The 24392-nt window shown below is 51.5% G+C and carries 26 protein-coding genes; 8 read left to right on the forward strand and 18 right to left on the reverse strand.

Annotated elements, in window-relative coordinates; genetic code table 11:
• Nucleotides 1-5 precede the first annotated feature (5 nt).
• The 6 genes from A6U95_RS24380 (at nt 6) to A6U95_RS24405 (ending at nt 4370) form a co-directional block, all read left to right on the forward strand.
• Nucleotides 6-767, forward strand: a complete 762-nt coding sequence (locus A6U95_RS24380) for a creatininase family protein (protein WP_065686376.1) — start codon at nt 6-8, stop codon at nt 765-767.
• Nucleotides 739-1173, forward strand: coding sequence for a PTS sugar transporter subunit IIA (locus A6U95_RS24385; protein WP_065686377.1), 435 nt, complete (start codon nt 739-741; stop codon nt 1171-1173). Before A6U95_RS24380 ends, A6U95_RS24385 begins: the two co-directional genes overlap by 29 nt.
• A gap of 75 nt (nt 1174-1248) precedes the next feature.
• Entirely contained in the window at nt 1249-1530 is a 282-nt protein-coding gene (locus A6U95_RS24390) for a PTS sugar transporter subunit IIB (RefSeq protein ID WP_065686378.1), read from the forward strand.
• Between the two features lie 2 nt (nt 1531-1532).
• A complete protein-coding gene (locus A6U95_RS24395; protein WP_024530789.1) occupies nt 1533-2843 on the forward strand; it encodes a PTS ascorbate transporter subunit IIC in 1311 nt (436 codons plus the stop codon).
• A gap of 17 nt (nt 2844-2860) precedes the next feature.
• Nucleotides 2861-3601: an SIS domain-containing protein gene (locus tag A6U95_RS24400; protein ID WP_065686379.1), complete on the forward strand. Its 741-nt coding sequence runs from the start codon at nt 2861-2863 to the stop codon at nt 3599-3601.
• A 13-nt stretch (nt 3602-3614) separates the two neighbouring features.
• Complete coding sequence (locus A6U95_RS24405; RefSeq protein WP_065686380.1) at nt 3615-4370, forward strand: GntR family transcriptional regulator; 756 nt, start codon at nt 3615-3617, stop codon at nt 4368-4370.
• A gap of 43 nt (nt 4371-4413) precedes the next feature.
• Here A6U95_RS24405 and A6U95_RS24410 read toward each other — a convergent pair whose 3' ends face one another.
• The 16 genes from A6U95_RS24410 to A6U95_RS24485 form a co-directional block, all read right to left on the reverse strand.
• Nucleotides 4414-5277, reverse strand: coding sequence for a ribokinase (locus A6U95_RS24410; RefSeq protein ID WP_065686381.1), 864 nt, complete (start codon nt 5275-5277; stop codon nt 4414-4416).
• 1 nt (nt 5278) lies between these two features.
• Nucleotides 5279-6136 (reverse strand): MurR/RpiR family transcriptional regulator, encoded by an 858-nt coding sequence (locus A6U95_RS24415; RefSeq protein ID WP_024484938.1) that lies wholly within the window; start codon nt 6134-6136, stop codon nt 5279-5281.
• The gene (locus A6U95_RS24420; RefSeq protein ID WP_065686382.1) at nt 6136-7107 is read right to left on the reverse strand and encodes an ABC transporter permease; all 972 of its coding nucleotides are present in this window, start codon (nt 7105-7107) and stop codon (nt 6136-6138) included. The genes A6U95_RS24415 and A6U95_RS24420 overlap by 1 nt, the downstream gene beginning before the upstream one ends.
• 41 nt (nt 7108-7148) lie before the next feature.
• A complete protein-coding gene (locus A6U95_RS24425; protein WP_065686383.1) occupies nt 7149-8642 on the reverse strand; it encodes a sugar ABC transporter ATP-binding protein in 1494 nt (497 codons plus the stop codon).
• Between the two features lie 19 nt (nt 8643-8661).
• Nucleotides 8662-9702, reverse strand: coding sequence for a substrate-binding domain-containing protein (locus tag A6U95_RS24430; protein WP_024484941.1), 1041 nt, complete (start codon nt 9700-9702; stop codon nt 8662-8664).
• A 65-nt stretch (nt 9703-9767) separates the two neighbouring features.
• On the reverse strand, nt 9768-10748 hold the full coding sequence (locus A6U95_RS24435; RefSeq protein WP_065686384.1) for a TIM barrel protein: 981 nt from the start codon (nt 10746-10748) through the stop codon (nt 9768-9770).
• A gap of 583 nt (nt 10749-11331) precedes the next feature.
• Nucleotides 11332-12702, reverse strand: coding sequence for a C4-dicarboxylate transporter DcuC (gene dcuC / locus A6U95_RS24440; RefSeq protein ID WP_065686385.1), 1371 nt, complete (start codon nt 12700-12702; stop codon nt 11332-11334).
• Between the two features lie 9 nt (nt 12703-12711).
• Nucleotides 12712-13539 (reverse strand): alpha/beta hydrolase, encoded by an 828-nt coding sequence (locus tag A6U95_RS24445; RefSeq protein WP_065686386.1) that lies wholly within the window; start codon nt 13537-13539, stop codon nt 12712-12714.
• Nucleotides 13540-13672: 133 nt separating this feature from the next.
• Complete coding sequence (locus A6U95_RS24450) at nt 13673-14530, reverse strand: MurR/RpiR family transcriptional regulator (RefSeq protein WP_065686387.1); 858 nt, start codon at nt 14528-14530, stop codon at nt 13673-13675.
• A gap of 160 nt (nt 14531-14690) precedes the next feature.
• Nucleotides 14691-15596 (reverse strand): hypothetical protein, encoded by a 906-nt coding sequence (locus tag A6U95_RS24455; protein ID WP_065686388.1) that lies wholly within the window; start codon nt 15594-15596, stop codon nt 14691-14693.
• Nucleotides 15597-15618: 22 nt separating this feature from the next.
• Nucleotides 15619-16665: a porin gene (locus A6U95_RS24460; protein WP_065686389.1), complete on the reverse strand. Its 1047-nt coding sequence runs from the start codon at nt 16663-16665 to the stop codon at nt 15619-15621.
• Nucleotides 16666-17118: 453 nt separating this feature from the next.
• The gene (locus A6U95_RS24465; protein ID WP_021180021.1) at nt 17119-17325 is read right to left on the reverse strand and encodes a hypothetical protein; all 207 of its coding nucleotides are present in this window, start codon (nt 17323-17325) and stop codon (nt 17119-17121) included.
• 72 nt (nt 17326-17397) lie between these two features.
• Complete coding sequence (gene pnuC, locus A6U95_RS24470; RefSeq protein ID WP_065686390.1) at nt 17398-18141, reverse strand: nicotinamide riboside transporter PnuC; 744 nt, start codon at nt 18139-18141, stop codon at nt 17398-17400.
• Nucleotides 18141-18893 carry a nucleoside phosphorylase gene (locus A6U95_RS24475; protein WP_065686391.1) on the reverse strand — a complete coding sequence of 251 codons (753 nt, stop codon included), beginning with the start codon at nt 18891-18893 and terminating at the stop codon, nt 18141-18143. The genes pnuC and A6U95_RS24475 overlap by 1 nt, the downstream gene beginning before the upstream one ends.
• A 32-nt stretch (nt 18894-18925) precedes the next feature.
• Nucleotides 18926-19627: a Crp/Fnr family transcriptional regulator gene (locus A6U95_RS24480; RefSeq protein WP_065686392.1), complete on the reverse strand. Its 702-nt coding sequence runs from the start codon at nt 19625-19627 to the stop codon at nt 18926-18928.
• A gap of 232 nt (nt 19628-19859) precedes the next feature.
• Complete coding sequence (locus tag A6U95_RS24485) at nt 19860-20528, reverse strand: DUF3313 domain-containing protein (protein ID WP_065686393.1); 669 nt, start codon at nt 20526-20528, stop codon at nt 19860-19862.
• A 1097-nt stretch (nt 20529-21625) separates the two neighbouring features.
• Between A6U95_RS24485 and A6U95_RS24490 the strand changes: the two genes are divergently transcribed.
• On the forward strand, nt 21626-23065 hold the full coding sequence (locus tag A6U95_RS24490; protein ID WP_065686394.1) for a diguanylate cyclase: 1440 nt from the start codon (nt 21626-21628) through the stop codon (nt 23063-23065).
• A 4-nt stretch (nt 23066-23069) separates the two neighbouring features.
• On the opposite strand, the gene A6U95_RS31320 is transcribed toward A6U95_RS24490, so the two are convergent.
• Both A6U95_RS31320 and A6U95_RS24495 read right to left on the reverse strand, forming a co-directional pair.
• Nucleotides 23070-23231 (reverse strand): YnfU family zinc-binding protein, encoded by a 162-nt coding sequence (locus tag A6U95_RS31320; protein ID WP_021180016.1) that lies wholly within the window; start codon nt 23229-23231, stop codon nt 23070-23072.
• A 73-nt stretch (nt 23232-23304) separates the two neighbouring features.
• Entirely contained in the window at nt 23305-23787 is a 483-nt protein-coding gene (locus tag A6U95_RS24495) for a cold shock domain-containing protein (RefSeq protein WP_024484952.1), read from the reverse strand.
• 346 nt (nt 23788-24133) lie between these two features.
• Here A6U95_RS24495 and cspE point away from each other — a divergent pair, with 346 nt between their 5' ends.
• The gene (gene cspE, locus A6U95_RS24500) at nt 24134-24343 is read left to right on the forward strand and encodes a transcription antiterminator/RNA stability regulator CspE (RefSeq protein ID WP_002210315.1); all 210 of its coding nucleotides are present in this window, start codon (nt 24134-24136) and stop codon (nt 24341-24343) included.
• The last annotated feature ends 49 nt before the right edge of the window (nt 24344-24392 follow it).

The following is a 24392-nucleotide window of genomic DNA, read 5'->3' on the forward strand; positions in this document are numbered from 1 at the left end:
GCTTCATGAAACTGCATGAGTTGAATGAGCAACAGGCCAGGCAGGCTTTGGCGAAAGCGCAGATTGCCTTGCTGCCGCTGGGCGCGGTGGAGCCTCATGGCGACCACCTGCCGTTGGATACCGATAATTTATTGGCCGAGCGATTTTGCGCCTTGCTGGATGAACAATTGGGGGAGGCAGCGCTAAGCCTGCCTGTGGTGTCCTACAGCCAGGTATGGTCACTGCGTGGGCACGCAGGAGCGATCGATATTGGTAACGATCTGCTGACGCAATTGTTGCTCTCGCTGGCACGCAATATGGCCGGTTACGCGATTACCACCACTGCGGTAATCAATGCACACTACGGCAATTTTGATGCCATCAAAGCCGCCGCCAGGCAGTTGAAGGAGGAGGGCATCACGTTGCTAAGCTATAGCTGGGCTGGGATGGACAGCTGCGCCCAGCGGTTAAGAACCTCTGCCGTTGCCTATCCCGGCTATATGCATGCGGACGAGATTGAAACCTCACTGATGCTGGCATTGGCCCCCGAACACGTCGAGATGACGCTGGCACGTTCGCATTACCCAGAATTCCCAGAGAATTTCCGCTATCAGCCGGTGCACTGGACGGAGTTTTCCGACTATGCGGTACTCGGCGATCCTGGCTGCGCCAGTGAGGAGATAGGGCAGGCGCTGGTGCAGCACTCCTTGCAGACAACTCTGGCTTCTATTCGTCAACTTTTAGCTGCAGGAGGCACTGATGATCGTTCGTCAGGCAATACTCATTGATAACCCGGCCAGTACTGCCGCAGATGCCATTCAGGCGGCGGGTCAGGCACTTTGCCTGTCTGGTGCTTGCAGCCAGGAATATGTTGAGGCGATGGTGGCCAGCTACCAGGAGTTTGGCCCCTATTTTGTGATTGCCCCTGGATTGGCCATGCCACATGCTCGCCCAGAGCAAGGGGCGATTAAGGCGCAGTTGAGTTTGGTACGGCTGCGCGAGCCGGTAGCGTTTGGCCACACAGAAAACGATCCGGTACAGGTTTTACTGGGGCTATCAGCGACCAGCAGCGAGCGGCATATTCAGCTAATCCAGCATATTGTCACTCTGCTGTCAGACGAAAATAACCTGCATACCCTAATGAATACCCGTGACCCTGAGCAGCTTTATCAACTGATAGCCGGCGCGGGGTAACTCTGCTCGCGGTTCAGTTGTCACTTGAAATTCCCAGGGTAGCGATTTTGAAGGTTCAACTCGGAGCGAATACTAATGAAAATTCTGACGGTATGCGGTTTAGGCATGGGATCGAGCCTGATATTAAAAATGAACGTGGAAGCCGTGCTAAAACAGCATGGGATCCAGGCTTCGGTGGAACATATGGATGTCTCTTCGGCGGCTTCGGCCAGTGCCGATCTGGTGATCACCAATGCCGAACTGGTGGATAACCTGCAACATCTCTCTTGCCCGGTAACGGTCGTCAATAACTACATCGACAGTAAAGAGATCGCCCTGGCGCTGGAACAGGCCGGCATTATTAAGCTGGGGGAATAGCCATGAGCGAATTTCTGGGGGTGTTGCGCTGGATCACGGTCAATATTTTTGGGGAAGCGTCTATTTTAATTGGCCTGATTGTGTTGCTGGGTCTGGTGTTACAAGGCAAGCCGCTGGCGGATATTGTCTCTGGCACCTTGAAAGGCATTTTAGGATTTCTGATTATCGGGGCAGGGGCGGGGATTATCGTCTCGGCTCTGTTGATTTTCCAGCCTATCTGGACGGAAGTGTTTGGCCTGAGCTCGATGAATCTGACGAACATTATCGGCCAGGTACATTTCTCTGAACGCTATGGCAGCAGCGTGACTATCGCCATCGCCGGTGGGTTTGCGCTTAACCTGCTGTTGGCTCGGCTGACTCGCTTTAAATATATCTATCTGACTGGCCACATGATGTTCTGGACCACGATGATTTTTGCCGGGGTGATGGTCAACAGCAATCCGGCCATTTCCGGCCTGCAACTGACGTTAATGCTGACGGTAATCATGGGGCTTTACTGGACGTTGCAACCCGCTCTGGTGCAACCCTGGGTGCGCAAGATCACCGGCAATGACAACGTGGCATTGGGGCACACCTCCGCCTCCGTCGCTTTGCTGGGGGCGTTGTTTGGTCAGATTTTCGCGGCTAATAAAATCAGCTCTGAAGATATCAAGGTACCGAAAAAACTCGGCTTTTTGCGGGATTCTAACGTGGTGACCGCATTGACCATGTCGCTGCTGTTCTTTATCGGGACCTTTATTCTGCAAATCAAAGGCACGCCGAAAGCGGCTGAAATCCTGGCGCAGTCTGGCGACCTGAGTTTCTACATCTATGCGCTGAAACAGTCACTGATGTTTACCGGTGGCATTGCAGTGGTGTTGCTCGGCGTGCGAATGTTCATCGGTGAGATGGTGCCAGCGTTTAACGGCATCGGTTCACGCCTGGTGCCCGGAGCCAAACCTGCGCTTGATTGCCCCATCCTGTTCAACTTTGCCCCCAATGCGGTGGTGTTAGGCTTCGTCGGGGCCTTTATTGGCTCGCTGTTGTGGCTCACCCTGATCGGTCGCTATACCGGTTACGTGTTTATCCCCAGCATGATCGTGATTTTCTTCCATGCGGGTACGGCAGGAGTGTTTGGCAATATCACCGGCGGCTATAAAGGGGCGCTGTTGGCCGGATTTATTACCTCGACCGTAGTGGCCTGGGGGCAATATTTCTGTGTCAGTTATTTCATCAGCGGCACCATTCCCGACACCGCTCTGTGGGCCGGCGACAGCGATATGTTTGTGCTGGCACCGCTGATCGCGGCATTGACCAGGCTGCTAACATTCTGATGTTGAGAGGGAAGGCTATGAGCAAAGCGTTGACCCAATATTTTGAGCAAATCCGACAGAAGTTGGCCCAGTTGGAATCACAACCCGACACGATCAACCGTGCGGCGCAGATGATGGCAGATACGGTGCTGGCCGAGAGGGACCTGTTTGTTTTCGGCGCCAGCCACGCGGGTATCCTGGCTGAGGAGATGAGCTACCGGGCCGGTGGCTTGGCTATCGTTAATCCTCTATTTACCCCTGCACTGATGCTCAATGTTCGACCATTAACTCTGACTAGCGCGGTGGAAAACGTTGAGGGCCTGGGGCGGGTGTTGATCGAGCAATCGCCGCTGCAAGCGGGGGATACGTTGCTGATCCACTCGGTTTCTGGCCGCAATGCCATAACCATCGATGTCGCGTTGGCCGCTCGGGTGGCTGGCGCTAAGGTGATCGCCATCACCAGTCTGGCCACCGCTGCTCGGGTGATATCCCGGCACTCCAGCGGCAAGCTGTTGGTGGATATCGCTGATATCACCATTGATAACCAATGCGAGTATGGCGATGCCGCCGTCAGCCTGCCGGGGTTGGCCCAGAAGGCAGCACCGCTCTCGACCATTATGGGGGCGACTATTGCTAACAGTCTGGTACTGCGGATCTGTGAACTGATGCAGCAGAAACAGCGTACGCCGCCAATCCTGGCAAGCGCAAACATAGACGGCAATCAGCAGATAAATCAGGATATACTTGACGCTTACAGGAGCCAAATACACTACCTCTGAGCGGAGCATCAGTATGTTTGAGTCGGATGGACTGCCACTGTATCTCAGGATAAAAGGCATTATCCTGCAACGGATCATCACTTTTACCTATGACGATAAACTCCCCGGCGAATTACTGCTTGCCGATGAGTTTAAGGTTGCCCGCGGTACCATCAAGCAAGCGATCGATTCGCTGGCCAGTATTGGCATGGTGCATCGGGAGCAGGGCAAAGGGACCTTCATCAATCGTGATGCGTTGCATAAACACTACACCGATCTTCCAGATGTTCTGCTGAGCTTTAATTCGGCTATACCGGTGGAAGTAGAGATCCTTTCCCTGTTATCTACCATGGCCGATCAAGAGGTGGCTGAGCGGATGCATCTGGATTTAGGCCACCAATTGATGCGTCTTGAGCGGTTGTTCATGCAGGGGGAGAAAGTGGTGGGCCATTCGATCACCCACTTGAATGGCCGGGTGTATAACGATCTGAGCCATGTAGACGGAGGCAGCCCGCTGTATGAACAGCTACGGGAAACGTTCGGTTATTCTCCAACCAAGGCAACGGAACGTTATTTACCGGTGATCTGCGATGCCAAACTGGCCAGCTTGCTGAACATCGAACAAGGCTCGGCTTTGTTCAAGGTTGAGCGGACCGCCAGTAATCTGGACGATGTGGTACTTGAATACAGCATCACTCATACTCAGGATGCTGCACTGTCGTTACAGATTGTCGCTAATCAGAGCGTGGTAAACCAGCAATGGAACTGCACCCTTAATAAGGCGCGGTGAGTTGATAGCCCCCTTTCCGTGTGCAAGAGAGGGGGCGCCAAATTCAGCGGGTAGGGTGGGAAACGTGAGTGGCTGCGGCCTGATTTGCTTTGGCCACTGCCTGCGGTAATGTTTGCCCTTGTAACAACGAGGCGCACAACATGCCCATAAAACAGTCACCGGCACCGTGAGTGCTGACCAGCTCGACCTTCAGCGCCGGAAGAGATTGGCTGCTGCTACCCGCCTCACAGAAGGCGACGCCATGTTCACCCGCAGTGACCACCACGGCCTTAAAACTAGTGCTCAATACCTCGGCAGCCATACAGGCCTGCTGCAAGTCGTTGACCGCAATTCCGCTAAGGTCGCGTGCTTCGACCGCATTAACCACCAACAGATCGATACAAGCCTGGAGCTGTGTGCTGAGCTCGCGGGCCGGAGCGGCGTTCAGGCAGACTAACGCCCCGTGATTTTTGGCCTGCTGGGCTGCCACCAGGTTAATGGCTTCGGGCACTTCGTTTTGGAGTAACAGCATGCCGGTATCTTGCCAGAGGCTGGCCTGATCCAGTTGGTGTGGGGCGATCAGGTTGTTGGCATTCGAGACCACCACGGCACCATAATCGCCTTCGGCATCCATGATAGCGACGCTCATACCGGAAGGAGTTGCCGATGTTATCTCGACGTGGCGGGTATCAACCTGGTTTTCCTTTAGCACCGCGAGCAGGAACCTACCCGGATCGTCAGCGCCTACCGCGCCAACGAAGCTGACCTGCGCCCCCGCCTTGGCTGCCGAAACCGCTTGATTGCCCCCTTTGCCACCAAATTTATAGGCGCAACTGCTACCGATCACCGTTTCACCTTTTTCTGGCCGATGGGACGCCTGCAGCATAATGTCGTAATGAAGACTGCCAGCGACTACGATTTTACTCATGTTAGTATTCTCTTAAATCACGGACCGCCTGCTGGGTTTTCATCAGATTCTTTTCAGCCTGCTTCAAATCCTTTTTCGCAATCGCCACAAACAGTGCATCAAGGATATTAAGTTGAGCAATGCGTGCCGCTGCGTTTTCCCCAAGCAAATGCGAACCCTGTGAGGTTGAATTGAGAACCACATGCGCATTACGCGCAATGGGCGACTCGGCATAATTGCTGATGGCAATCACCTTGGCACCGTTGCGCGCGGCCAGCTTAATGGGATCGTTGACCGCACGGGTAGCGCCGGAATGGCTGATTGCCACCACGGCATCATCATCCGATAAGATCGCAGCAGACATCAGCATGGTGTGGGCATCATCGTAGACCGTCGATTTAATCCCGATTTTTAGCAACTTATGCGCCAGATCGCGGGCAATGGTGGCCGAACCACCGACGGCATAGAGATCGATGTGCCGAGCCTTGAACAGAATATCTGCGGCGCGGTTAAATTCAGAAACGTCCAGAATAGAAATGGTTTCTTCTATTGCCTGAATCGACGTTTTGAATACCTTTTCCAGTAATTGCTCCGACGAATCATCAGGCTCAATTTCTGCATGCAAACTTGCTACTTCAGAATAGTTATAGTAAATCAAACTGCTTCTGAACTCCCTGAAGCCAGAGAAGTTGAGCTTTTTTGCCAGTTTAACTACCATCCCCTCAGAAACTTTATTTTCCAGCGCAATCTCTTTTAAAGAGGTTTGCTCGGATAAATCAGTTTTCGAGGTGATTGAGTCCACCACTTTTCTTTCCAGTGGTGTCAGTTGTGGCAATCTCATGCGAATTTGAGCGCCAATTGCTCGCGGATCCTGCTTCATTACTTGCCTCTTGTCGCTCGGTCAATCAACATGGCTATGATAATAATAAGCCCTGTGGCAAGCAATTGATAAAACGCCTGAATATTTAGCAGCGTCAATCCGTTACGTAACGAACCCAGAATGATGGCGCCGATCAGCGTGCCGATCACACTGCCTTTGCCTCCCATCAAGGATGCCCCGCCTATAGCGGCAGCCGCGATAGCATCCAATTCCCACAGGTTGCCCATCGTTGGTTCAGCAGCGCCCAGACGGCCAATCAGGATCAGTGAAGCCAGCGAGGCCAATACGCCGGAAATCACAAACACCGTCACCTTGGTTCTTTTTACCGGTACACCAGCTACGCGGGCAGCCTCTTCGTTACCGCCAACCGCCAGAATATATTCCCCCAGCGGGGTTTTATTCATCACTACCCACAGGATGATGGCGATGGTAACCACAATCACGATCGGGCTTGGCACACCGAAAATTTCGCTGTTGATGAAATCACGAAACTCCATCGGGATCCCGAAGATAGGGTTGCCGTTGGTAAAGATCAGCGCCATGGCCCGGAACAGCGAGAGGCCGCCCAGGGTGACAATGAAAGGCTGTAATCCAGCGTAGGCCACCAGCGTGCCGCTGAAAACCCCACACAGTGCGCCCACTCCCAAGGTCGCCATTATCGCCAGCGGCACGGGTACACCAGCGACCATCAGCGTAGCACCCAGCACGGCGGATAACGCCGCCGTTGGCCCTACCGAGAGATCGATACCGCCGGAGATAATCACCAGCGTCATGCCCAGGGCAATAATGCCGTTGATCGAGGATTGCTGTAAAATATTCAGCAGGTTAGGCACCGTTAAAAATCCCGGTGACAGCAGCGAGAAGGTGACCACAATGATCAGTAAACCAATCAGTGTGCCCGCATCACGCAGATTAAACTTGAATAGCGCCGAGGACGGCACTTTAGGCTGAGCCTTACCCTGAGTCATCATAATGATTGCCTTAATAAAAATGTAAGATACAGAAGCCGGTTTTAATTCAGATCGTTAATCGCATAACGAGCGATATTTTCTTCTGTAATATCGTCGCCTTTGAGTTCCCGGGTAATTTTCCCTTCGCGCATCACCAGCACCCGATCGGAGATACGGATAATTTCTGGCATTTCGGAGGAGACCACCACAATAGCCTTTCCTTGCTTGGCCAGTTTTTCGATTAAATTATAAATTTCTGATTTGGCGCCAATATCAATCCCACGTGTGGGCTCATCAAATAAAAAAACTTTATTATCTGCCGCGACCCACCGGCCAATAATGACCTTTTGCTGATTACCGCCACTCAAGGTGCCGATGGGTTTTTCAATATTCAGCGGGCGCAGATTTAAGTCGGTCATCACTTCGAGGGCCAAGCGATCTAATTTTGCTTTTCTTAACCAGCCATAGCGGGTGAAGTTGCTCATTGAGGGCAGCGCCATATTCATTTTTACTGCTCGTTCCTTAATAATGCCCTCTTTTTTGCGATCTTCTGGCACCAAGCCGATGCCAGCCTTGATTGCCGAGCTGACATTTAGCTTTTTCACCGGCGAGCCTTCAACTAAAACCTGGCCGCTGGTTTTGGCGTCGATACCGGCGATCAGCTTCAATAGCTCGGTGCGGCCAGCGCCGACCAGGCCTGCAATCCCCAGCACTTCTCCTGCCTGTACGCTGAAACTGGCTGATAGTACGGCTTTGTCACGTCCAAGGTCTTCTACACGCAGAATTTCTTTGTCGGTGACATAAGAGTGATGTTGCACTTTCTCAATCTTGCGTCCGACCATTTTGGTGACGATGGTTTCTTCCGTTTCGTCGCAGATATTGACCACGCCGACCTGTTTACCATCGCGTAAAATTGTGGCGCGATCGCAGACTTTAAAAATCTCGTTCATCTTATGCGAGACATAAATCAGCGCGACGTTCATCGATTTAAGATCGGCGATCAACTCTGCCAACCGATCAAATTCTCTTGGCGTCAGGCTGGACGTCGGCTCATCCATCGCAATGATTTTGGCCTCATCCAGTAATGCCCGGGCAATTTCGACGATCTGCTGCTGAGAAACTTTCAGATTCTTGATCGGTTCGTTCGGGTCAATGGTGGGGTCGAGTCGTCTCAGGATCGCCTTTGCCCTTGCGTACTGTGCTTTTTTATCCACGAACAGGCCCTGGCATTGGGTCATCGGCCTGCCAAGAAACATATTCTGCGCTACGGAGAGTTCAGGAACATGCTGCAATTCCTGGTGGATCATGGCGATCCCCGCCTGGCGTGCGGAAAGCGGGTTTTTCATCAGGATCGTTTGGCCTTCAACCTGGATTTCACCAGAGTCAGCTGCCCGTACGCCAGAAAGAATATTCAGCAGCGTCGATTTCCCTGCGCCGTTTTCCCCGATTAAGGCATGGACTTCACCGTGCCTGACCGAAAAATCTACGTCCTGAACCGCAGCCGCGCTGCCGTAGGTTTTATTAATGCCACGCATCGTTAAACAAAACTGTTCCATAAACCCTCCGTCGCCTGGCTTATTGCTGTACCAGCAGTTGGCGCAGTTTCTCGTTGTCTTTGGTGGAGAAAGCATCCGCGTTTTCTTTGGTGATCAAGGCCTGTGGGGTGGAGACTACGCGTGAAATTTTCTGCCCGTCGATTAGGCGCAACATCACTTCCATCGCCACTTCACCAGTCAGTACCGGGAAGCTGTCCACCGTGCCGGTCAACTCACCGCGTTTGATGGAAGCGTAGGCATCGGAAATCCCATCGGTACCAAACACCGCGACCTGGTTGGTTTTACCTTGTGCACGTACCGCCTCTACCACTCCGAGTGCCATGCCGTCGTTGTTGGCGTAGAAACCAACCATATCCGGATGCTGCTGCAAGATGGTGGTAGCGGCGTTATAGGCATTTTCCCGGCTCCAGTTGGCTGGTACGCTGGCGACTACGGTGAATTTGCCGTTGGCACCGATGGTTTCCTTGAACCCCTTGGTACGCTGTGTGGCGGCATAAACGCCAGCCTGACCTTCGATCACCGCGACTTTGCCACCTTCCGGATGATGCTGGATAAACCAGTTGGCGACTCGGACACCGTTATCTTTCTGTACGTTACCGACGTAATGGGCGGCACTGGGCATGACGGCGTCGTTGACGTTGACTACCGGGATGCCCTTGCTTTTCGCCACTTCATAGGCGGGTTGCAGGTTGGCGTCCGTTTGCGGAGAAACCAGCAGGCCATTAAAGCCTTGGGAAATCAGCGTTTCCGCGATCGAGAGTTGGCCTAGCTGATCGTCTTCATTGGCTGCGGCCTGGTAGGCCACCATAAAGCCGTATTTTTTGGCCGTGGTTTGGTAGCCCTCCCCTAGGGAACGCCAATATTCGTTGGTGAGCGTTTTGGATACGCCGCCGATTTTCAGCTTGCTGTCAACCGCCGGCATGGGGCCATATTTGGCACTAAGTTCGGTCCAATCGGTACGATCGGGTTCGGTATCAGACTGTAACGGTGGCAGATCGGCAGCATAAACACTGGTGCAAAACAGGGTAGAGGCGAGTACAGAAAGTAAGTGCTTTTTCATCTTCTTCTATCCTTGGTGCTGTGAGTTATTATTAGAGGCACCCGTAGGGCGCCCGGTTGCTGGTTCTATTTTGCCAGCATGATGTCGTTAATAATTTGCTGAGAGGCAACGGCGTCTTGCTTACTGATGGCGCTCATCAATTCAGGGTTATTGTCGAGCTGTTTGCACAGTTTCAGCAGGCGGATCACCGTTGCTATATTTGTTTCGGCTTCACGCACCGGATCCAGACCGCTGGCGTCTGGGAAGGTGTCGAAATAGTAAGCCCCTGTGTAGCCGTCACGCTGCATCTGCCAGAGGAATTCCAGCGTCGCCCGTGGGTTGACTGAAGCCACCATCAGGCCATCGTCGCGTTTGCCCCAGCCATCGTTCAGATCAAGACCCATTAGGCGAGAGCGGCGGGCGACCATGGCGGCGGCAAAGGCTGGGATCTCGTTGGCAAACAGCACGTGGGCAAAGTCGAGTGTGATACCCAGATTCGCGCAGCCAGCTTCTTCAACCGCCAGCAGGCAGGTGGTGACGTTGGGAAAAATGCTGTAGGCCCGTGGCTCATTAGGTTTGTATTCGATACTGATATCGACATCTGGAGCATATTCGGCCACTTCACGTACCGCTGAGACGGCGTCTTCCCAGATTTTTTTGTAATCCGCCTGGAAGCAATAATCAAAACCATCCTGGCCCATCCACAAGGTCATTAAACTGGCGCCAAACTCACGGCCCGCATCTATCCCACGCTTGGTCAGCTCGATCGCCTGGCGGCGGATTTTTGGGTCCGGATTGGTGAACGCCCCAATCTTGAATTCTGGCGCATCCCAGCGCATTTGCATGCCATTCACCGCCAGGCCAGCCGCTTCGATCTTTTGGCTCATGGTTTTAACATCCTCATTGATGTGCTGAGGGTAGTTTAAATCCAGGTGGGTCAATCCCTTGACTGTTCCGGCACGCTCAATCATTTGCGATACAGAGGGTTTGCCTTTCAGTTCTGGCCAGTAAAGATTGGCGCCTGAGGCAAAGGAATTCAAACGGGTGGCAAATTTAAGTTCTGACATGAGGTGTCCTTGGTCAATGGTTCTGTAATGTACTTTCCTTCTTCACGATTTTTCGTAAAGTAGTATTTTTCTATCACTGACCGTTGACAACTGCAAGCCCACCCGTCGTTTTATTAATCACTTTGCGAGGTCATTCACGAAATTTCGTTACAGGAAGGCTTTGCCACAGAGGCAATGGCCAGGAGCGAGAGAGGCTGAGACTGTGAGGGGATTAATACGCTGGGTTGGCAGAGGCGAACATGGGACTAGGCAGGCCAGTTGGCTGGCCTGCACTTTACGCGGGTTACACCATCGGGCGGATATAGTCCCACAGGCGTTCCCAGTTAATCAGCACCAATACCACGGTGGCGGTAAACAGAATAAACATGATCTTTGAGAACATGATATCAACACTCCTTGTTAATAAAACGGTATCCCTACCCGGATTAAGGGCGATTTTCAGGCAGTGTACAGTGGGATAACCAGGCGATATAGAGGCGGTGAAACATTTCAGAAAAGACCAGGTTTATGGTCAAGAAATGGACTGTCGGCGTGGGGCTGATGATAGGGCAGAGATTTCTCTGCCCAGGGTTTTAACACGACGTTAATTGAGGATGCCGTTTAGCACCAGCATGGTGATCATCCCGCCTACGGCGGGGATCAGCGTACGGCGGACAATCATAAACGGCGAGCATTCACCGGCCTTGCTGACGGCAATGATCACCCCGGCCACCGGGGAAATCGATCTTCCCATACCGGCCATCAGTTGCATTGGTAGGATCATGCTGACGGCGCTTTCGCCAAACTTGGCGGCAATGCCAGGAGCCAGACCGGAGAAGGAGAAGAACGCAGCCACGCCGGAGCCGGTCAGTGCCGCGGTCACGCAGACCAGCAGGGCCATCACTATCGTCATATTGCCAAAGCCAAAGCCCGCGGCCTGAACGGTGTGAATAATGAAGTCAACGGCCCCGATGATCTGCAAGCCCTGGGCGAAAACGTCGGCACACACCAACAGGGAAACGATGCTGGTAAACATGGTGCCCATGCCTTTGAAGAACACCTGGATGCCCTTGCAGGCGGTTTTGAAATCCCTCCGTACCAGCAACTCGCAGAAAAATGCCAACAGGGTGCCGATAATCATCGCTGTCACCACGTCAATCTTGATGCTGCTAATCACCAGCGGGCTGAAGACGATGACCAGTATCACCGGGAACACCGGCAGGAAAGCGTAGAATGCCGGTACCTTGACGGTATCTTCGCTGGTTGGCTGTTCCACCTGCTGTTGGGTGACAATATGTCCGTCTTTGGCGTCAAAGTAGCGTGCGGTGAAGAAGATCAGTACCGCGACCGCCAGCATCACGCCGGTGGCGACCGGCAGTTGGTAGTGGGCAAAGTAGACTGCGGTTTCCATACCTGCATGTTTGGCTGCCAAGTTGGCGGTGCCTACCGCCGGGCCGAGATCCATAAATGCCGACATGCCAATCATCGAGGCGGCGGCGGCTTTACTGACTCCAAGCCGCACCAACACCGGGAAGAAGGTGACCAAAAGCAGCATCGCCAGACCAGCCGCGCTGGAAATCGCCACGTGCAGCAACTGGGATAATATGTAGCCGATGGCCAGGATCAGGTAAGGTGCCTTGATCATCTGCAAGGGTTTGATGCACAGATTCACCATCGAGTTCGACGCTTTGATGTGATCCATATAGTCGGCAAAACCGCCCGCCGCCATAATGATCAAACCAATGCCCGCCACCTGGGTGGTCAAAGACTCTTTCACGAAGGCGAAAATATCCCCGCCAACCCAGCCGATGGATTTGGCCTTGCCATACAATATCGATTGCTCAGGAAAGAACACCGCCGTGATCAGCAGCAGGCTCAGCCCCGCCAGCAGTAACACGGTTTGCGGCTGGTAGTTTTTGATAATAAACCAGGCCGCCAATACGGTAACGATCATCCCGATGATAAATCCAGTCATCATGTCCCCTTATGAGTGTTTGGCAAAAAACTCATGTAATAGCGTGTTGTAATAATCCGGAGCCTGGAAATAAGGCGCATGGCCCATCCCGGGCATCTCGATATGTTGGGTGTAAGGCACCAGCGCCAGCAGATCGGCTTTCAGTTGCGGTTGCACTACCGTGTCTTTTTCACCGGTAAGGATTAGCGTTGGCATCTTGAGCTGGGGCAGTAGCGGGCGGTTGTCGGCGAGCTGCAACATGCGAGTGGCACGCCTCAGGCCTTCCAGATTGGTGCCTGCCGCAATTTCTGCCGCATAGTCCAGCACCGCAGCGGGCACATCCGGGAACGGCAGCAAATCTTGTGCGCGGTTTCTGCCGTAGGCTTCACGGCCAATTTCGGCGAGCTCTTGTAGCCGCTTTTCCAGCTTTTCTGAGCTTGGTGCCGACTCTGGCGCGCCATAGCCGGGATGGGTGCAGGACAACACCAGATTTTTTACCCGCTCTGGATAGCGGGCGGCGTAGCGGCTGGCAACGGTGCCGCCCATTGAATGTCCGACGAGGGAGACTTTCTCTGCCCCACAGTGTTGCACCCACTCATGCAGCATCAGCACAAAAGCGTCGATCTCGGCCGGAACCAGCGCGGAGTCGGCATAACCCGGTGCATCCCAGGCCATGACGCGGTAGCGGGGAGAAAAGGCGGCGAACTGGAATGGCCAGGCTTTTGAGCTGCCCAGAATACCGTGTAAAAAGATCAGGGTTTCGCCCTCACCGCAGGCGCGGAAAGATAAATTCCCCTGTGAGGTACGTAGAATTTGCTGCTCAGGGCAAACAGGGATTGCGCTGTTTTCACTGCTCATGATAAAGCCTCTTTTCATTAAATAAACGCCAGAGATGGATTGCTACATGGCATTCTGGTAAGTCAATGCTTAGCCCTAAAACAACAGGGCTATAAAGATGGTTGATGTATATTCATACTGCCTGGTGTTGGTGTTATTTATTGAAAACGTTAAATGCCTCGAATAACGATTCCATGACGTTGAAGTTCTCGTTTAATTCGTTATTTTTCACTTCACCCATATAATTAACCAGCGCCTCGATTAATACGAAGCCAGCGCTGCGGCTGCTGAATAGCCCGCTATGCTGGCTCTCCATCAGCAACATTGCCGTGGCGAAGTGGCTGAACGGATTGACGGCATTATCGGTGATGACGATGGTATCGCCACGATGTTGATAAAACCATTTTATCAACCTTGTCGTTACGCTGGAAAAACGATAATAAGAAATCGCCAATAGCACATCGCCTTTTCTTGAGTCGATTAGCTTATGCGGTAAATTGGCAATATTGGCATCCAGCAGCACAATGTCTTTTTTGATATAGCGGCCAAGCAGGTAAAAATACTCGGCTAAGGCATGTGCCGTTGCGCTGCCAATCACATACAGTCTTTTTTCCGGATCGCAAATCAGCGCGATGGTTTTCTCCAAATGCTGGCGATTGATGTTTTTCAACGTATTGTTGATATTATCGGTGATCTCACCGCAGTGTTTTTCAATGAATTCGATGCCGTTTTTTCTGTTTTTGCTGTTGTCGAAACGTTCTATGGGGGAGATGTTTCTGCGCTGCTCAGGCTCGATGGTGGACTCTTTGAAGTCACGAAAACCGGTGAAGCCGAGCTTCATCATAAATCGCCCCAAGGTTGACTTGGCGATGTTGATCTCATGGCAGACATCAATCACTTTGCTGTAGGGGATGGACTCAAAGTGTTTGTCAAAATAGTCGATGATACGCCGATCTGTTTCGGTCAGATTATCAATGCCAGCAATACGTTGAGTGAATTCCGCTCTGTTCATGTCAGTTTTCCCCTCTACGCCATTTCTTCCTTCATTAATAACAAAACCCAAGGGAGAAAAAAGGGGAATCAAAAATTCCCTTGTCAGAAGTGTGTGTCATCTCTCATTCCCTTCTGACCCGCGCTACCGCTTGCTTTGGCAGTAGCGCGTTCTCCTCAAGTTACGGTTGTACCTTGAACTCGCCATGCTGTTCAAACCAGGCGAATTGCTCTGCGCCATAAGCAGACATCTTCGAGCCGCTATGCCCTACGTCGGGTAAGGTCGTAAAGCGCCAGTTGAAGTCGACCTTGTAGCGTTTGGCTTTCTGCTGTGCCGTCAGGAAATAGCTTTGTGCACGGGTTAACCGGCTATCCCCCTGTGCCATGGCTTCATAAGAGCGTCGCAGCAAAGGGTGATATGGATCGTTATCTTTTTCACCGACGGTGATCAGCACGGGCTTGGCAAAGTAGTCGGCCAGCTGTTTTTGCGTCACTTTCACCGGCGCATTGTCCAGGCCATAGGGCCAGGGGTTTTCCACATCTGGCATGGTCCACCATCCAGCTGCCGCACAAATGGCGGCTTTGACATTGGCCTCAGGGACAAAGGTCAGCATCCGATGCACAAACTGGCAGCCAGCACTGTTACCAAATAAATAATAGTCTTGTTGTTTGGTGATCCCCTGTTTTTGCATATTGGCAAACAGATCGTCAATGACCGTGAAAGCCCACTCCCCTTTAGGGTTGACCTGGTGGGTTTTGGCATTCTCGATATTCCCCAGGTTATAGCCGTCGTTACCGGGATAATCGGCTTCGGAGAACAGCGGAGCGATGACGATAAGTTTGTTTTTCTTGGCATTTTCTACCCATGAGTCGCGGTACTCATCGGCGTTACGATTCAGCCCGGTCAGGACAAACACCACAGGAGTGTTGGCATTAGCACCGGGCGGCTGGTAGCTGAAGACTTCCATCTTCTTGCCGGTTTGTGGCACGGTGAAATCGAAACTACCGCTCTCTTTTGGCAGCGCGGCAGCGTGGCTGACGCTGGCGCTCAACGCTAACACGGCGAATAAACTGAGAAAATTGTTCATGTTTTCCATCCTTGCGCAGTGATTAAAATTCGTAACGTAACCCTAGTACCCACAGGTTTTCTGCCGAATCGTAGCTTTGCCGATCGTCATAAATGTAGGTGGCAGAAAGATGTACATCTTTTTTCAGGCGATATTCCAGTTCAGAGATCCACTGTTTGCGGTGGGCGTAATCATTTTCAGACTCGATCAACTGCGAGTAGCCACCCCGTAGCGCGACTTTGCTGGTAAACCAGTATTCGGCCAGCGAGTCGAAGGCATCATAATCTTTGTCTGGCTTGCCGGTTTGCTCGTAGGTTTGTCGGCCAACGTTGATACCAAGATAAGCCTTGTCGTAGCTGAGTCGTATGCCAATCCCTTTTTGGGTGTAATCGGTGTAGTTGCCGCTTAGGCTGGTATTTTTGGGGTCTTTGGTCATTTTCTGCCAGGCAATCACCGGTTTGATTTTTAGTGGCGTACCCATCACCGGGAATTCAAAAGCGTAGCCGAGGCTGGCCATATAACCATCGTCAACGGTGCTGTCGCTTGCACCGTTACCCATCACGTAGGCGGTGCGAACGTCCAGTCCGCCATACGTATATTCATATTGTAATGTGCCGTCCTGACGGTTCCATTGATAGGAGGAGTCGATACGCGTTCCGACCCAGTTGGAGTAAACGTTAGCCGTGTAGTTCATGTAACGATCGGTGATGCCCATCCATTGATACATCGGGTTGCGCGTACGGCCAACCATCAATTTCCCCAGATCCTTACCGTCGATCCCGATATAACCATAACGAATATCCCAGTTATCTTCGGCGACCTCGGTATCGTTCTTCTGAGTGTTAACTTGCCATTCCAACTTGCCAAACAGGCCGAATTGCTCATCGAGCTTTTGCTTGGCTTCAAAGCCAAGACGGCCGGTCAGGTTGGTGGCATTGGTGTGTTCATCTGTCCATTCATTGCCGGTTTGTGCCTCGATACGACCATAAATATCGAGTTGTGTTCCTTTACTGTTATAGATCGTCACCGCCTCGGCGGCGCTGGTGGCTAGCAGGGCAGGGAGGAGTAATGTCAGAGGTATTGTTTTCATTATTATGATCCTGTGTAAGGTAAGTCATTTTTTTGTTTTTTTATAAATATGAGGCGAACTAAAGCGACTCACTTAAAAACATAATGAGTTGAGCTGGATGCATTAATCTCTCTAACGACTTGTGCTTGAGGTAGTGAATTTAATTTATTTAATAATAAACAGAAAATAGCGTGCCAATGAGCAACCTACGCCGCACATGATTTAATGCTGATAAGCAAATCCAAGTTTTATTTTTTAGTTATCGCCCTCTTGGTGATTGATTTTTACACTATAGGAAGAGGGGATGTGTTGTGAATGGGAATCAAAAATTCCCTGGTTAAATATGTGAGTGCTGGCACAAATATAAATTACGGATAAAGACAGTGAGGGGAGGTAAGCCGTTTTTTTGAGGAGAGCAGCCAATAAAAACCCCCGCACAACGTGGATTGCGCAGGGGTCGGCAAGGCAAGGACGTTACTTCTTCTCTACGGCAGCCTGGATGGCATCTGCCAGAGAGCTGACGTGCTTTTCTGCCGTTTTCAGCTGGTATTCGACACCGTTGCCGTCGTTGGTGTCAGACAGCGTTGCCTTCAACAGTTCCAGTGCTGCCTGCACCGCCAGTAATCTGCGTTTTTGCTCTTCAGTTGGAGCGATCCCAGAGCCAAAATAATTCTCTAACATATTCATTTCCTTTCGCTAGACCTACCGAAATGGCAGACAACACAGGTTACATGGGGGGGATACCCGCCATTTTCAAGGCATTGCCTTGAGTGCTGTCTCTTGTTTCAACGGCTTTGAGCCATTTTGGCGCGCACTGTTGATCCAGGCAAACGAGCCCATCAGCGCAATCACCGTCAGTAAAATATACTCCAACGACATGGCATAAACCCCCTGGATGGCGTAAATCACTACGCTGATCACGTCAATCACTACCCACAGCAGCCAGTTCTCGACGTATTTGCGCGTCATCAGCACCATGGCGGCGATCGACAGTACCAGCATGGTGGAATCCCACAGTGGGAAGGCGTCTGGCTGCAGTTCAGGCATCACTACTGAAAGGCCCATTCCCTGCATAATGCCGATGGCAATGCGCGTCAGCACGGCGAATACCGGATCGATAAACAGCGACATCAGGCCGATGGCCACCACGCAAACCACCAGCAGCGTGAGGGCCTTCTGCCGTGGCAACCAGCGAATTTTCAGCGCGGCTTCATTATTTTCATTCTGGCGGCTCCAGGCATACCAGCCGTACAGGTTGGCGACGAAGAAAAACACCTGCAACAGCAGGCTGGCGTACAGTTGGATCTGGAAGAAGATAGCGGCAAACAGCGTGACGTTAATCAAACCAAACAGGTAGTTGACGATCTTCTCTTTGCTGGCAAACCAGATGCACAGCAGGCCAAACACTGTACCTATGGCTTCGATCCATGACAGCGCATAGCCACCTTCACCCAGGGGAATATTGACCATGACGTTATTGATGCTGAAAAAATCCATTATTGCGTCCTCTCAAGATGATCCTGATACAGCGTTTCGAGCGCGAGCACGATTTCGCGTTCCTCGCCACGTTGGCAGGAGTGCTCCTGCTGTTGATAGTCGTTGATGCTCTGTTCCAGGCAGCCCTGGTGTTCCACCACCACGTTCAGGATAGAAGCAATGCGCATATTACGCAGTGCACCAACGACCATCAGCGGGGCGGTTTCCATATCGGCGGCGAGGATGCCCTTGGCCGACCAAAAATCGGTGATCTCCTGTTCGAGGTCGGTGTAGAAACTGTCATGGCTACGAACATAGCCGCAGTGCGCGCTGTAGCCCAGTTTTTTTGCCTGCTGGCGTAGCAGATAAACCAGGCCGCAGTCGGCACTGGCCGGGTAGGCAGCAGGAATATAGGCGTTGCCGGTGCCTTCATCGCGCACCGCCGCGCTGGCTATCACCAGATCGCCCAGCTTCATTGCGGTTTGCATCGCACCACAGCTGCCAATGCGTACCAGGCAGTCTACGCCGATCTGATGTAGCTCTTCGGCCGCGATGGCGGTAGAAGGGCCACCCATGCCGGTGGATATCACCAAGACTTCCACGCCACGAAACCAACCGCGTAGCGCGCGGTATTCGCGATTTTGGCCAAAATCCTCCACCTGATCCAGAAAGCGGGCAACATGTTCGACGCGTTGCGGATCGCCCGGTAACAGCGCGTAATGGGCGTGTGTCATCTGCCGGCTAAGCCGGATGTGCGGTTGTAGTTGAGTCATAGGGCTATCCTGGTTGGCGCTGCGGCCAAAAATTAAAACCCGGCCTGCTGGTGTAACCGGACTGGGTCGATCACCGCAATCCGTTCACCGTTGACCGTAATAATTTGCTGCTCGCGCAGTTCAAACAGGATGCGGTTGATACTGCGTGGGGCCACGGCAAACTGTTCGCTGAGCTGTTGTTTATTAATGGTAATTTCTCCTTCACTTTTGGCTCCCTGGTGTTGGTAGCTTTGCCACAGCGCATGGCAGACGCGCTGGTGCAATGAATAGAGAGAGTCTTCGCCAGCTTTTTTCGATAGCTGATAGTACTGGCTGCTGAACGACTGAATGATTTTCTGGTTGAAGTAATTGTCGACCGTCAGCCAGTGGCAAAAATCGGTGCGTGAAAGCGTCAGCAATGTCACTTCACTGGTTGCTTCTACCGAGCAGATATACGGCCGTTGCTCAAAAATCTCGAGCTCACCCAGCATATCTCCGGCGTGGTAGCGTGCCTGTAAATATTTACGCCCATCGTCGGCGTGAATAAAAACGTCCACGTTACCCTGCGCAATGAGATGAAATTCCTGGCAAATTTCATGCTGTTGGCAGATCAACGTGCCGGGTCTGACTTGCTGCAACTGCCAGCGGCGTAAAATAGCCAACGGGCAATATTTCAGCAGGTCGTAAAGTATGGCATCACCGGTAACCAACTCGACAACGCTCAACCATTCACTGTTTTTTTTGTCGTTCTGCATATCGCTAACTATAAAGTTCCCCGGCAGGTAAGGACAGGACGCCAGTCCGACGGCAACACCAAAAAGCGCGTAAAACTGGAAGCTGGCTCTGATATTAGAATATTGGTCGGGACATTTGTCCCAGCTTGTTTGTCGGTAGGGTAGTGATGTGATGGCACTCACATATTAAACGGAGAAATCGGGGGAGGGGAAAAGATGGGGAAAACCATTTCCCCATCTTTTGCTGCATAACTTATTGTTTCGGGAAGTTCACAACATCCGTCACCATATCATCGATGGCTTTCTTCACGTCGGCCAAGGTGATTGGGGCATTCTCATTGTTGACCGATTTACCTAAGCCTTTACGGACTACGGCCAATACCGTTTTACCGGTATCTTGATCGATCAGTTTGATCTCCATGAATAACGCGGTGTCTTGCGTTCTGTGCCCGCTGGCAGCCATGGTGGTGGCGATGACGGCGGCAACTGGAACAACTTCATAGAATTGCACACCTTCGTTTTCAGCGGTTACCGCAGTAATGGCGACTTTAGCGACCAGTACGCGTGAGCCCGATGGGCTAGGTAACAGCGTAGTACGCTGTGCAACGGCATTTCTTAGTGAGGTGCTGGCGTACTCTCTGATCTGATCCAGCGTTTGCTGGCTTACACGCTCATTCGGTTTTGCCTGTGGGTAGAACACCAACGGTGAAATATAGATGCCACGATAGTTCGACTCTTTAAAGCCTGGGGCGATCCAACGTAAAACCTGATGCCCGCTGGCGGTTTCAGTTTTTTGCAGTTTGCTATAGTCCTGCAGGAACCCAGAATACTGCGTAGTCTCTGCGACCTTAGAGGAACATCCCGCTAACAACATACCCGCAGCCAATACGGCCGCAGCAACGCCAAAACGATTTTTTTTCATATACTTCTCATCATGAAGTAGGGTTGGTTTGTGCTTAAAAAATATAGCACTAACCTGCAAAATAAGACATGAGATAGCTCTTGCAGAAAAATGGTGTTGTTACAAATTGGTTTTTATTACGACAGGAATCGCTCATTAATATACCTTGCACTATGGCGCGGTGAAGAGATTTGTCGTGCAACGCCAGCAATCCACTAGGCAAGCGGCTAACGGCAACTACACACGCCACAAAAATACCTGTTGCCATTGGTTACAAATAATGTCCTGACAGAGGGAAAATCGCAGGTTTGTCAGTGGCTTCTATCAGGCGTTACATCTGGCGCATCATCCTTACCCAAGCATGACATTTCTATACACTCGCGCTGGTAATGTTATTCCAGCCCGATGATGTTGTGTTAGTCCTGTAGTGTATTACCATCCCTTTGATTTTATCCCGCCTTGTGCGGGATTTTTTTTGCGTGTTAGGCGTGCTCAATGCGCTATTCCGTCTGGCAGCGGTTAGACCCGTGACGACTTGCCAGTTAAAGAGGGAGTGCTTGGTGTGATCCACTTTTTCTGCACAATTGAAGGTTATGATAAGCCGGTTATTAGCCCGTTTGGGTTAACACTGCATTTCGTCACGTTATGCCCGGTTCCTAGCCGGGCATTTTTACGCCTAAGATCTGCTTAAGCTTGCTGCTTTACCATCACTACCGGCGCTGGCCTGTGGGCCTGCGCCGTAACTGTCAATGTGGTTTTCGACCTCCAGCCAGCAGCTCTTTACGGGCTTTTTTCATTGCGCTTCTGCTGGCATTGCAGGAAAATAACCCGCAAGTAAGAAGAGTCTTAACCTTATGCCCTTATAATTTCTAATAGTTTGTTATTTCGGTCGCGTTAACAATTTAGACTATGCTATTAACAATCGTTTTCGTTAAAAGATGAGTCCTGCGAACAGGTTTTACATTTTCAGAGACGAATTAAATAATAAGACACGATAGGGTTTTTGATTGATTTAATTGACCATTTTAATGTGGCGCGGAGTGATTCGTTTTTCTTTTTCGGGGGAAAGAAAGCATGCTTATAGTTAGTGTGGTTATTATGGCTTCGCAGGTTATTTCATGAGCGCAGAAAGACAGCGTTTGCCAGCGACGGTTCTGTTGGTCAATGTATTTTTATTGGCCTACCTGCTTTCCTTGTTTGGCATTTTCACCCGCCCGTTAGGGTCACTCTCTCTGTTTTGGCCGGTGAATGCTATTTTGCTTGGCTTGATGCTGCGTAAGCCTGGCTATGCGACGATGTTGGGATGGATTGGCACCTATCTTGGCATGATCGCCGCCGATCTCAGCACCAGCGAAAACTGGCCACTGGCACTTTGGCTCAATGCCTGCAATATGGCGCTGATTGCCACCGGCTATGCCGTGATGTCGATGCTGCCCAAGTCTCAACGGCGTATGGGCAAGCCCCAGGCGATTTTGTATATGTTTACCGCCTGTCTGCTTGGGGCCGCGCTGTCGGCAACGCTGTCGGTGTTGCGCACTGACAGTCAATACAACAATACGCTGATCATTGCCTGGATGTCCTGGTTTAGTGAACAGTTCTCGACCAACCTGTTAATCCTGCCGGTCGTGCTGGCCGCGCCACGCTTAAAGCAATTGCTGAGCCTGCAGTTTGGCTGGCAATGGCGTTCCAGCCTACCTTTACTGGCGTTGTTGCTTTCGTTGGCGCTTAGCGTGTATATCGGTGGACCGGGCGCGATAGCCTTCCCCATCCCCGCACTGTTATGGTGCGCCGTGCGTTATCATTTATTTACCGTCACCTTACTGACGCTTCTGACCGGCGTGACGGAGATTGTCAGCATTTCTGCCAATCTGATGCTGTATGAAACACCGGGAGCGCGAGGGGCGGTCATGGACAGCCTGATGTCAGCCCGTTTGGGGATTGCCATGTTGGTGATGGGGCCGCTGATTTTGTCCAGCTCGATTGCCGTTAGCCGTAAACTGCTGCGCCGGCTGGAGCACAGTGCGAACCACGACTTCCTTACCGGGACATTGGCGCGTAGTGCTTTAACGCGCAAAGGCAGGGAAATGCTGGAACATAAGCAGCGCACGAAGGAGGCGGTGTCGCTGTTGTTAATCGATATCGATCACTTCAAACTGATCAATGATACCCATGGTCATGCCATCGGTGACCACGTTCTGGCGGCATTCGCTCATATTTTGCGGCGTGAACTACGCCACGACCAGTTATTTGGCCGACTGGGGGGCGAAGAGTTTGCCATTATGCTGCCGCGGGCACTGGGGACGCAGGCGGTGGCCTTGGGGGAACATTTGCGCCAGCGGATAGAAAGTGCCGAGTTGAACCCCAACGGCAAGGCACCATTGCGGATCACAATTAGTGTGGGCGTGGCGAGTTTGGCAATGAATGAGGATAAGTCACTGGAACAGCTGATGAATATGGCGAATATTGCGCTTTATCGCGCCAAGTCCCAGGGCCGCAACTGCGTCGAATCGTTTAACATGGTCAGCGGCAACAGCCTCAGCCATGTCATATTCAAATAGCGTCTCAGCCCTGCTTTGGCGCGAATTGCGTGCCGCAGTTGGGGCAAATCAAGGTGCTGAGTTTACGCAGTTTTGAACATTGCTGTTCGGTAACATAAGCACACTTTGGGCAGGCAATTTGAGTGGTGCGGTTATTGTAACCTTTAACGCTGGTGGATTCAGACATGTCGCGTACCTGTGTCAGGTGAAAACCCACGCTAACACAGGTGCCATTAAATTGCTTTGAATGTTTTCAGGGGCTATAGGGTCTTCAACGCCTGCACGGTTTCATCGATATCGATTTCGTGCTCAGAGAAGACGTGAGTCGCGTTCTGGAAGGTGGTGACTGACAGCATACGCAGCGTTTCCGTGGCGGTTTGTGGCGCTTCGGCTACTTGCGGACGGATACGGTTCATCAGCAAGCCAACGGACAACACGGTGTTCTCTTTATCGACCTCCACCTTGACCGGCACTTCTTTGGTGAAGGTGTCGAAGGACTTGATGCTGGAGATTTTGATTCTCTCGTTGGCGATGGTGATGTACTTGCTTGGTGCCTGTACCTTTACCGCATAGGCCGATGGCCCTTTGGTATTGTTGGTTGGCTCAAAGGTTACCAGCGCGTTTTTCTTAATCAGCTCTGGGTTTTGCACTTTAATCACGTGAAAATAACGATTTTCCCCGTTCTCGTCGGTGATAAAACCGAAGCCTTTGTCTTCAAAAAAAGTCGTTATCTTGCCGTTCATGGTCATTCTCATCAGATCGTTCGTAACAGCGCTAATGATAACGCGTAATGCCGTGCAGTGACAGGGGGGCGGTGTTTCATCAGCAAGGCGAAAGCCTAAAAACTGCGGGGTGAGGGGCACTAATGAGCGTCGCAGGCGTTTAATTGGTTGCTCAACGGTTTTTTGGCGTATTGGGCTGCCTTGGACATCTCTGGTAACCGCAGACATCAATTTACAGGGTAAATAACCGACTTTTTCACTTTTTATCGATTTTATGTGATCTGTGTTGTGGACAAAATCCCGTCTAATTGCTGTACTGTATTGGACACACATTTTGTGTCTTACATTCACGTTAAAGGTAAGTTTGATGTCTAAGATTAAAGGTAGCGTTAAGTGGTTTAATGAATCTAAAGGTTTCGGTTTCATTACTCCAGAAGATGGTAGCAAGGACGTTTTCGTTCACTTCTCTGCCATCGCTAGCAATGGTTTCAAAACTCTTGCTGAAGGCCAGCGTGTAGAATTTGAAATCACGAACGGTGCCAAAGGGCCATCTGCTGCTAACGTTATCGCTATCTAAGCTACAGTAGCCAAAATTGTTAAAACCCGCTCCATGAGCGGGTTTTTTA

The organism is Serratia sp. 14-2641 (assembly GCF_001692375.1).
GTDB classification, from domain to species: Bacteria; Pseudomonadota; Gammaproteobacteria; order Enterobacterales; family Enterobacteriaceae; genus Chania; species Chania fonticola_C.

Bases quoted from the DNA above. Each gene is read 5' to 3' on its own strand.
- A6U95_RS24380 (WP_065686376.1), top strand. From the start codon at position 6: ATGAAACTGCATGAGTTGAATGAGCAACAGGCCAGGCAGGCTTTGGCG.
- A6U95_RS24385 (WP_065686377.1), top strand. From the start codon at position 739: ATGATCGTTCGTCAGGCAATACTCATTGATAACCCGGCCAGTACTGCC.
- A6U95_RS24390 (WP_065686378.1), top strand. From the start codon at position 1,249: ATGAAAATTCTGACGGTATGCGGTTTAGGCATGGGATCGAGCCTGATA.
- A6U95_RS24395 (WP_024530789.1), top strand. From the start codon at position 1,533: ATGAGCGAATTTCTGGGGGTGTTGCGCTGGATCACGGTCAATATTTTT.
- A6U95_RS24400 (WP_065686379.1), top strand. From the start codon at position 2,861: ATGAGCAAAGCGTTGACCCAATATTTTGAGCAAATCCGACAGAAGTTG.
- A6U95_RS24405 (WP_065686380.1), top strand. From the start codon at position 3,615: ATGTTTGAGTCGGATGGACTGCCACTGTATCTCAGGATAAAAGGCATT.
- A6U95_RS24410 (WP_065686381.1), bottom strand. From the start codon at position 5,277: ATGAGTAAAATCGTAGTCGCTGGCAGTCTTCATTACGACATTATGCTG.
- A6U95_RS24415 (WP_024484938.1), bottom strand. From the start codon at position 6,136: ATGAAGCAGGATCCGCGAGCAATTGGCGCTCAAATTCGCATGAGATTG.
- A6U95_RS24420 (WP_065686382.1), bottom strand. From the start codon at position 7,107: ATGATGACTCAGGGTAAGGCTCAGCCTAAAGTGCCGTCCTCGGCGCTA.
- A6U95_RS24425 (WP_065686383.1), bottom strand. From the start codon at position 8,642: ATGGAACAGTTTTGTTTAACGATGCGTGGCATTAATAAAACCTACGGC.
- A6U95_RS24430 (WP_024484941.1), bottom strand. From the start codon at position 9,702: ATGAAAAAGCACTTACTTTCTGTACTCGCCTCTACCCTGTTTTGCACC.
- A6U95_RS24435 (WP_065686384.1), bottom strand. From the start codon at position 10,748: ATGTCAGAACTTAAATTTGCCACCCGTTTGAATTCCTTTGCCTCAGGC.
- dcuC (WP_065686385.1), bottom strand. From the start codon at position 12,702: ATGACTGGATTTATCATCGGGATGATCGTTACCGTATTGGCGGCCTGG.
- A6U95_RS24445 (WP_065686386.1), bottom strand. From the start codon at position 13,539: ATGAGCAGTGAAAACAGCGCAATCCCTGTTTGCCCTGAGCAGCAAATT.
- A6U95_RS24450 (WP_065686387.1), bottom strand. From the start codon at position 14,530: ATGAACAGAGCGGAATTCACTCAACGTATTGCTGGCATTGATAATCTG.
- A6U95_RS24455 (WP_065686388.1), bottom strand. From the start codon at position 15,596: ATGAACAATTTTCTCAGTTTATTCGCCGTGTTAGCGTTGAGCGCCAGC.
- A6U95_RS24460 (WP_065686389.1), bottom strand. From the start codon at position 16,665: ATGAAAACAATACCTCTGACATTACTCCTCCCTGCCCTGCTAGCCACC.
- A6U95_RS24465 (WP_021180021.1), bottom strand. From the start codon at position 17,325: ATGTTAGAGAATTATTTTGGCTCTGGGATCGCTCCAACTGAAGAGCAA.
- pnuC (WP_065686390.1), bottom strand. From the start codon at position 18,141: ATGGATTTTTTCAGCATCAATAACGTCATGGTCAATATTCCCCTGGGT.
- A6U95_RS24475 (WP_065686391.1), bottom strand. From the start codon at position 18,893: ATGACTCAACTACAACCGCACATCCGGCTTAGCCGGCAGATGACACAC.
- A6U95_RS24480 (WP_065686392.1), bottom strand. From the start codon at position 19,627: ATGCAGAACGACAAAAAAAACAGTGAATGGTTGAGCGTTGTCGAGTTG.
- A6U95_RS24485 (WP_065686393.1), bottom strand. From the start codon at position 20,528: ATGAAAAAAAATCGTTTTGGCGTTGCTGCGGCCGTATTGGCTGCGGGT.
- A6U95_RS24490 (WP_065686394.1), top strand. From the start codon at position 21,626: ATGAGCGCAGAAAGACAGCGTTTGCCAGCGACGGTTCTGTTGGTCAAT.
- A6U95_RS31320 (WP_021180016.1), bottom strand. From the start codon at position 23,231: ATGTCTGAATCCACCAGCGTTAAAGGTTACAATAACCGCACCACTCAA.
- A6U95_RS24495 (WP_024484952.1), bottom strand. From the start codon at position 23,787: ATGAACGGCAAGATAACGACTTTTTTTGAAGACAAAGGCTTCGGTTTT.
- cspE (WP_002210315.1), top strand. From the start codon at position 24,134: ATGTCTAAGATTAAAGGTAGCGTTAAGTGGTTTAATGAATCTAAAGGT.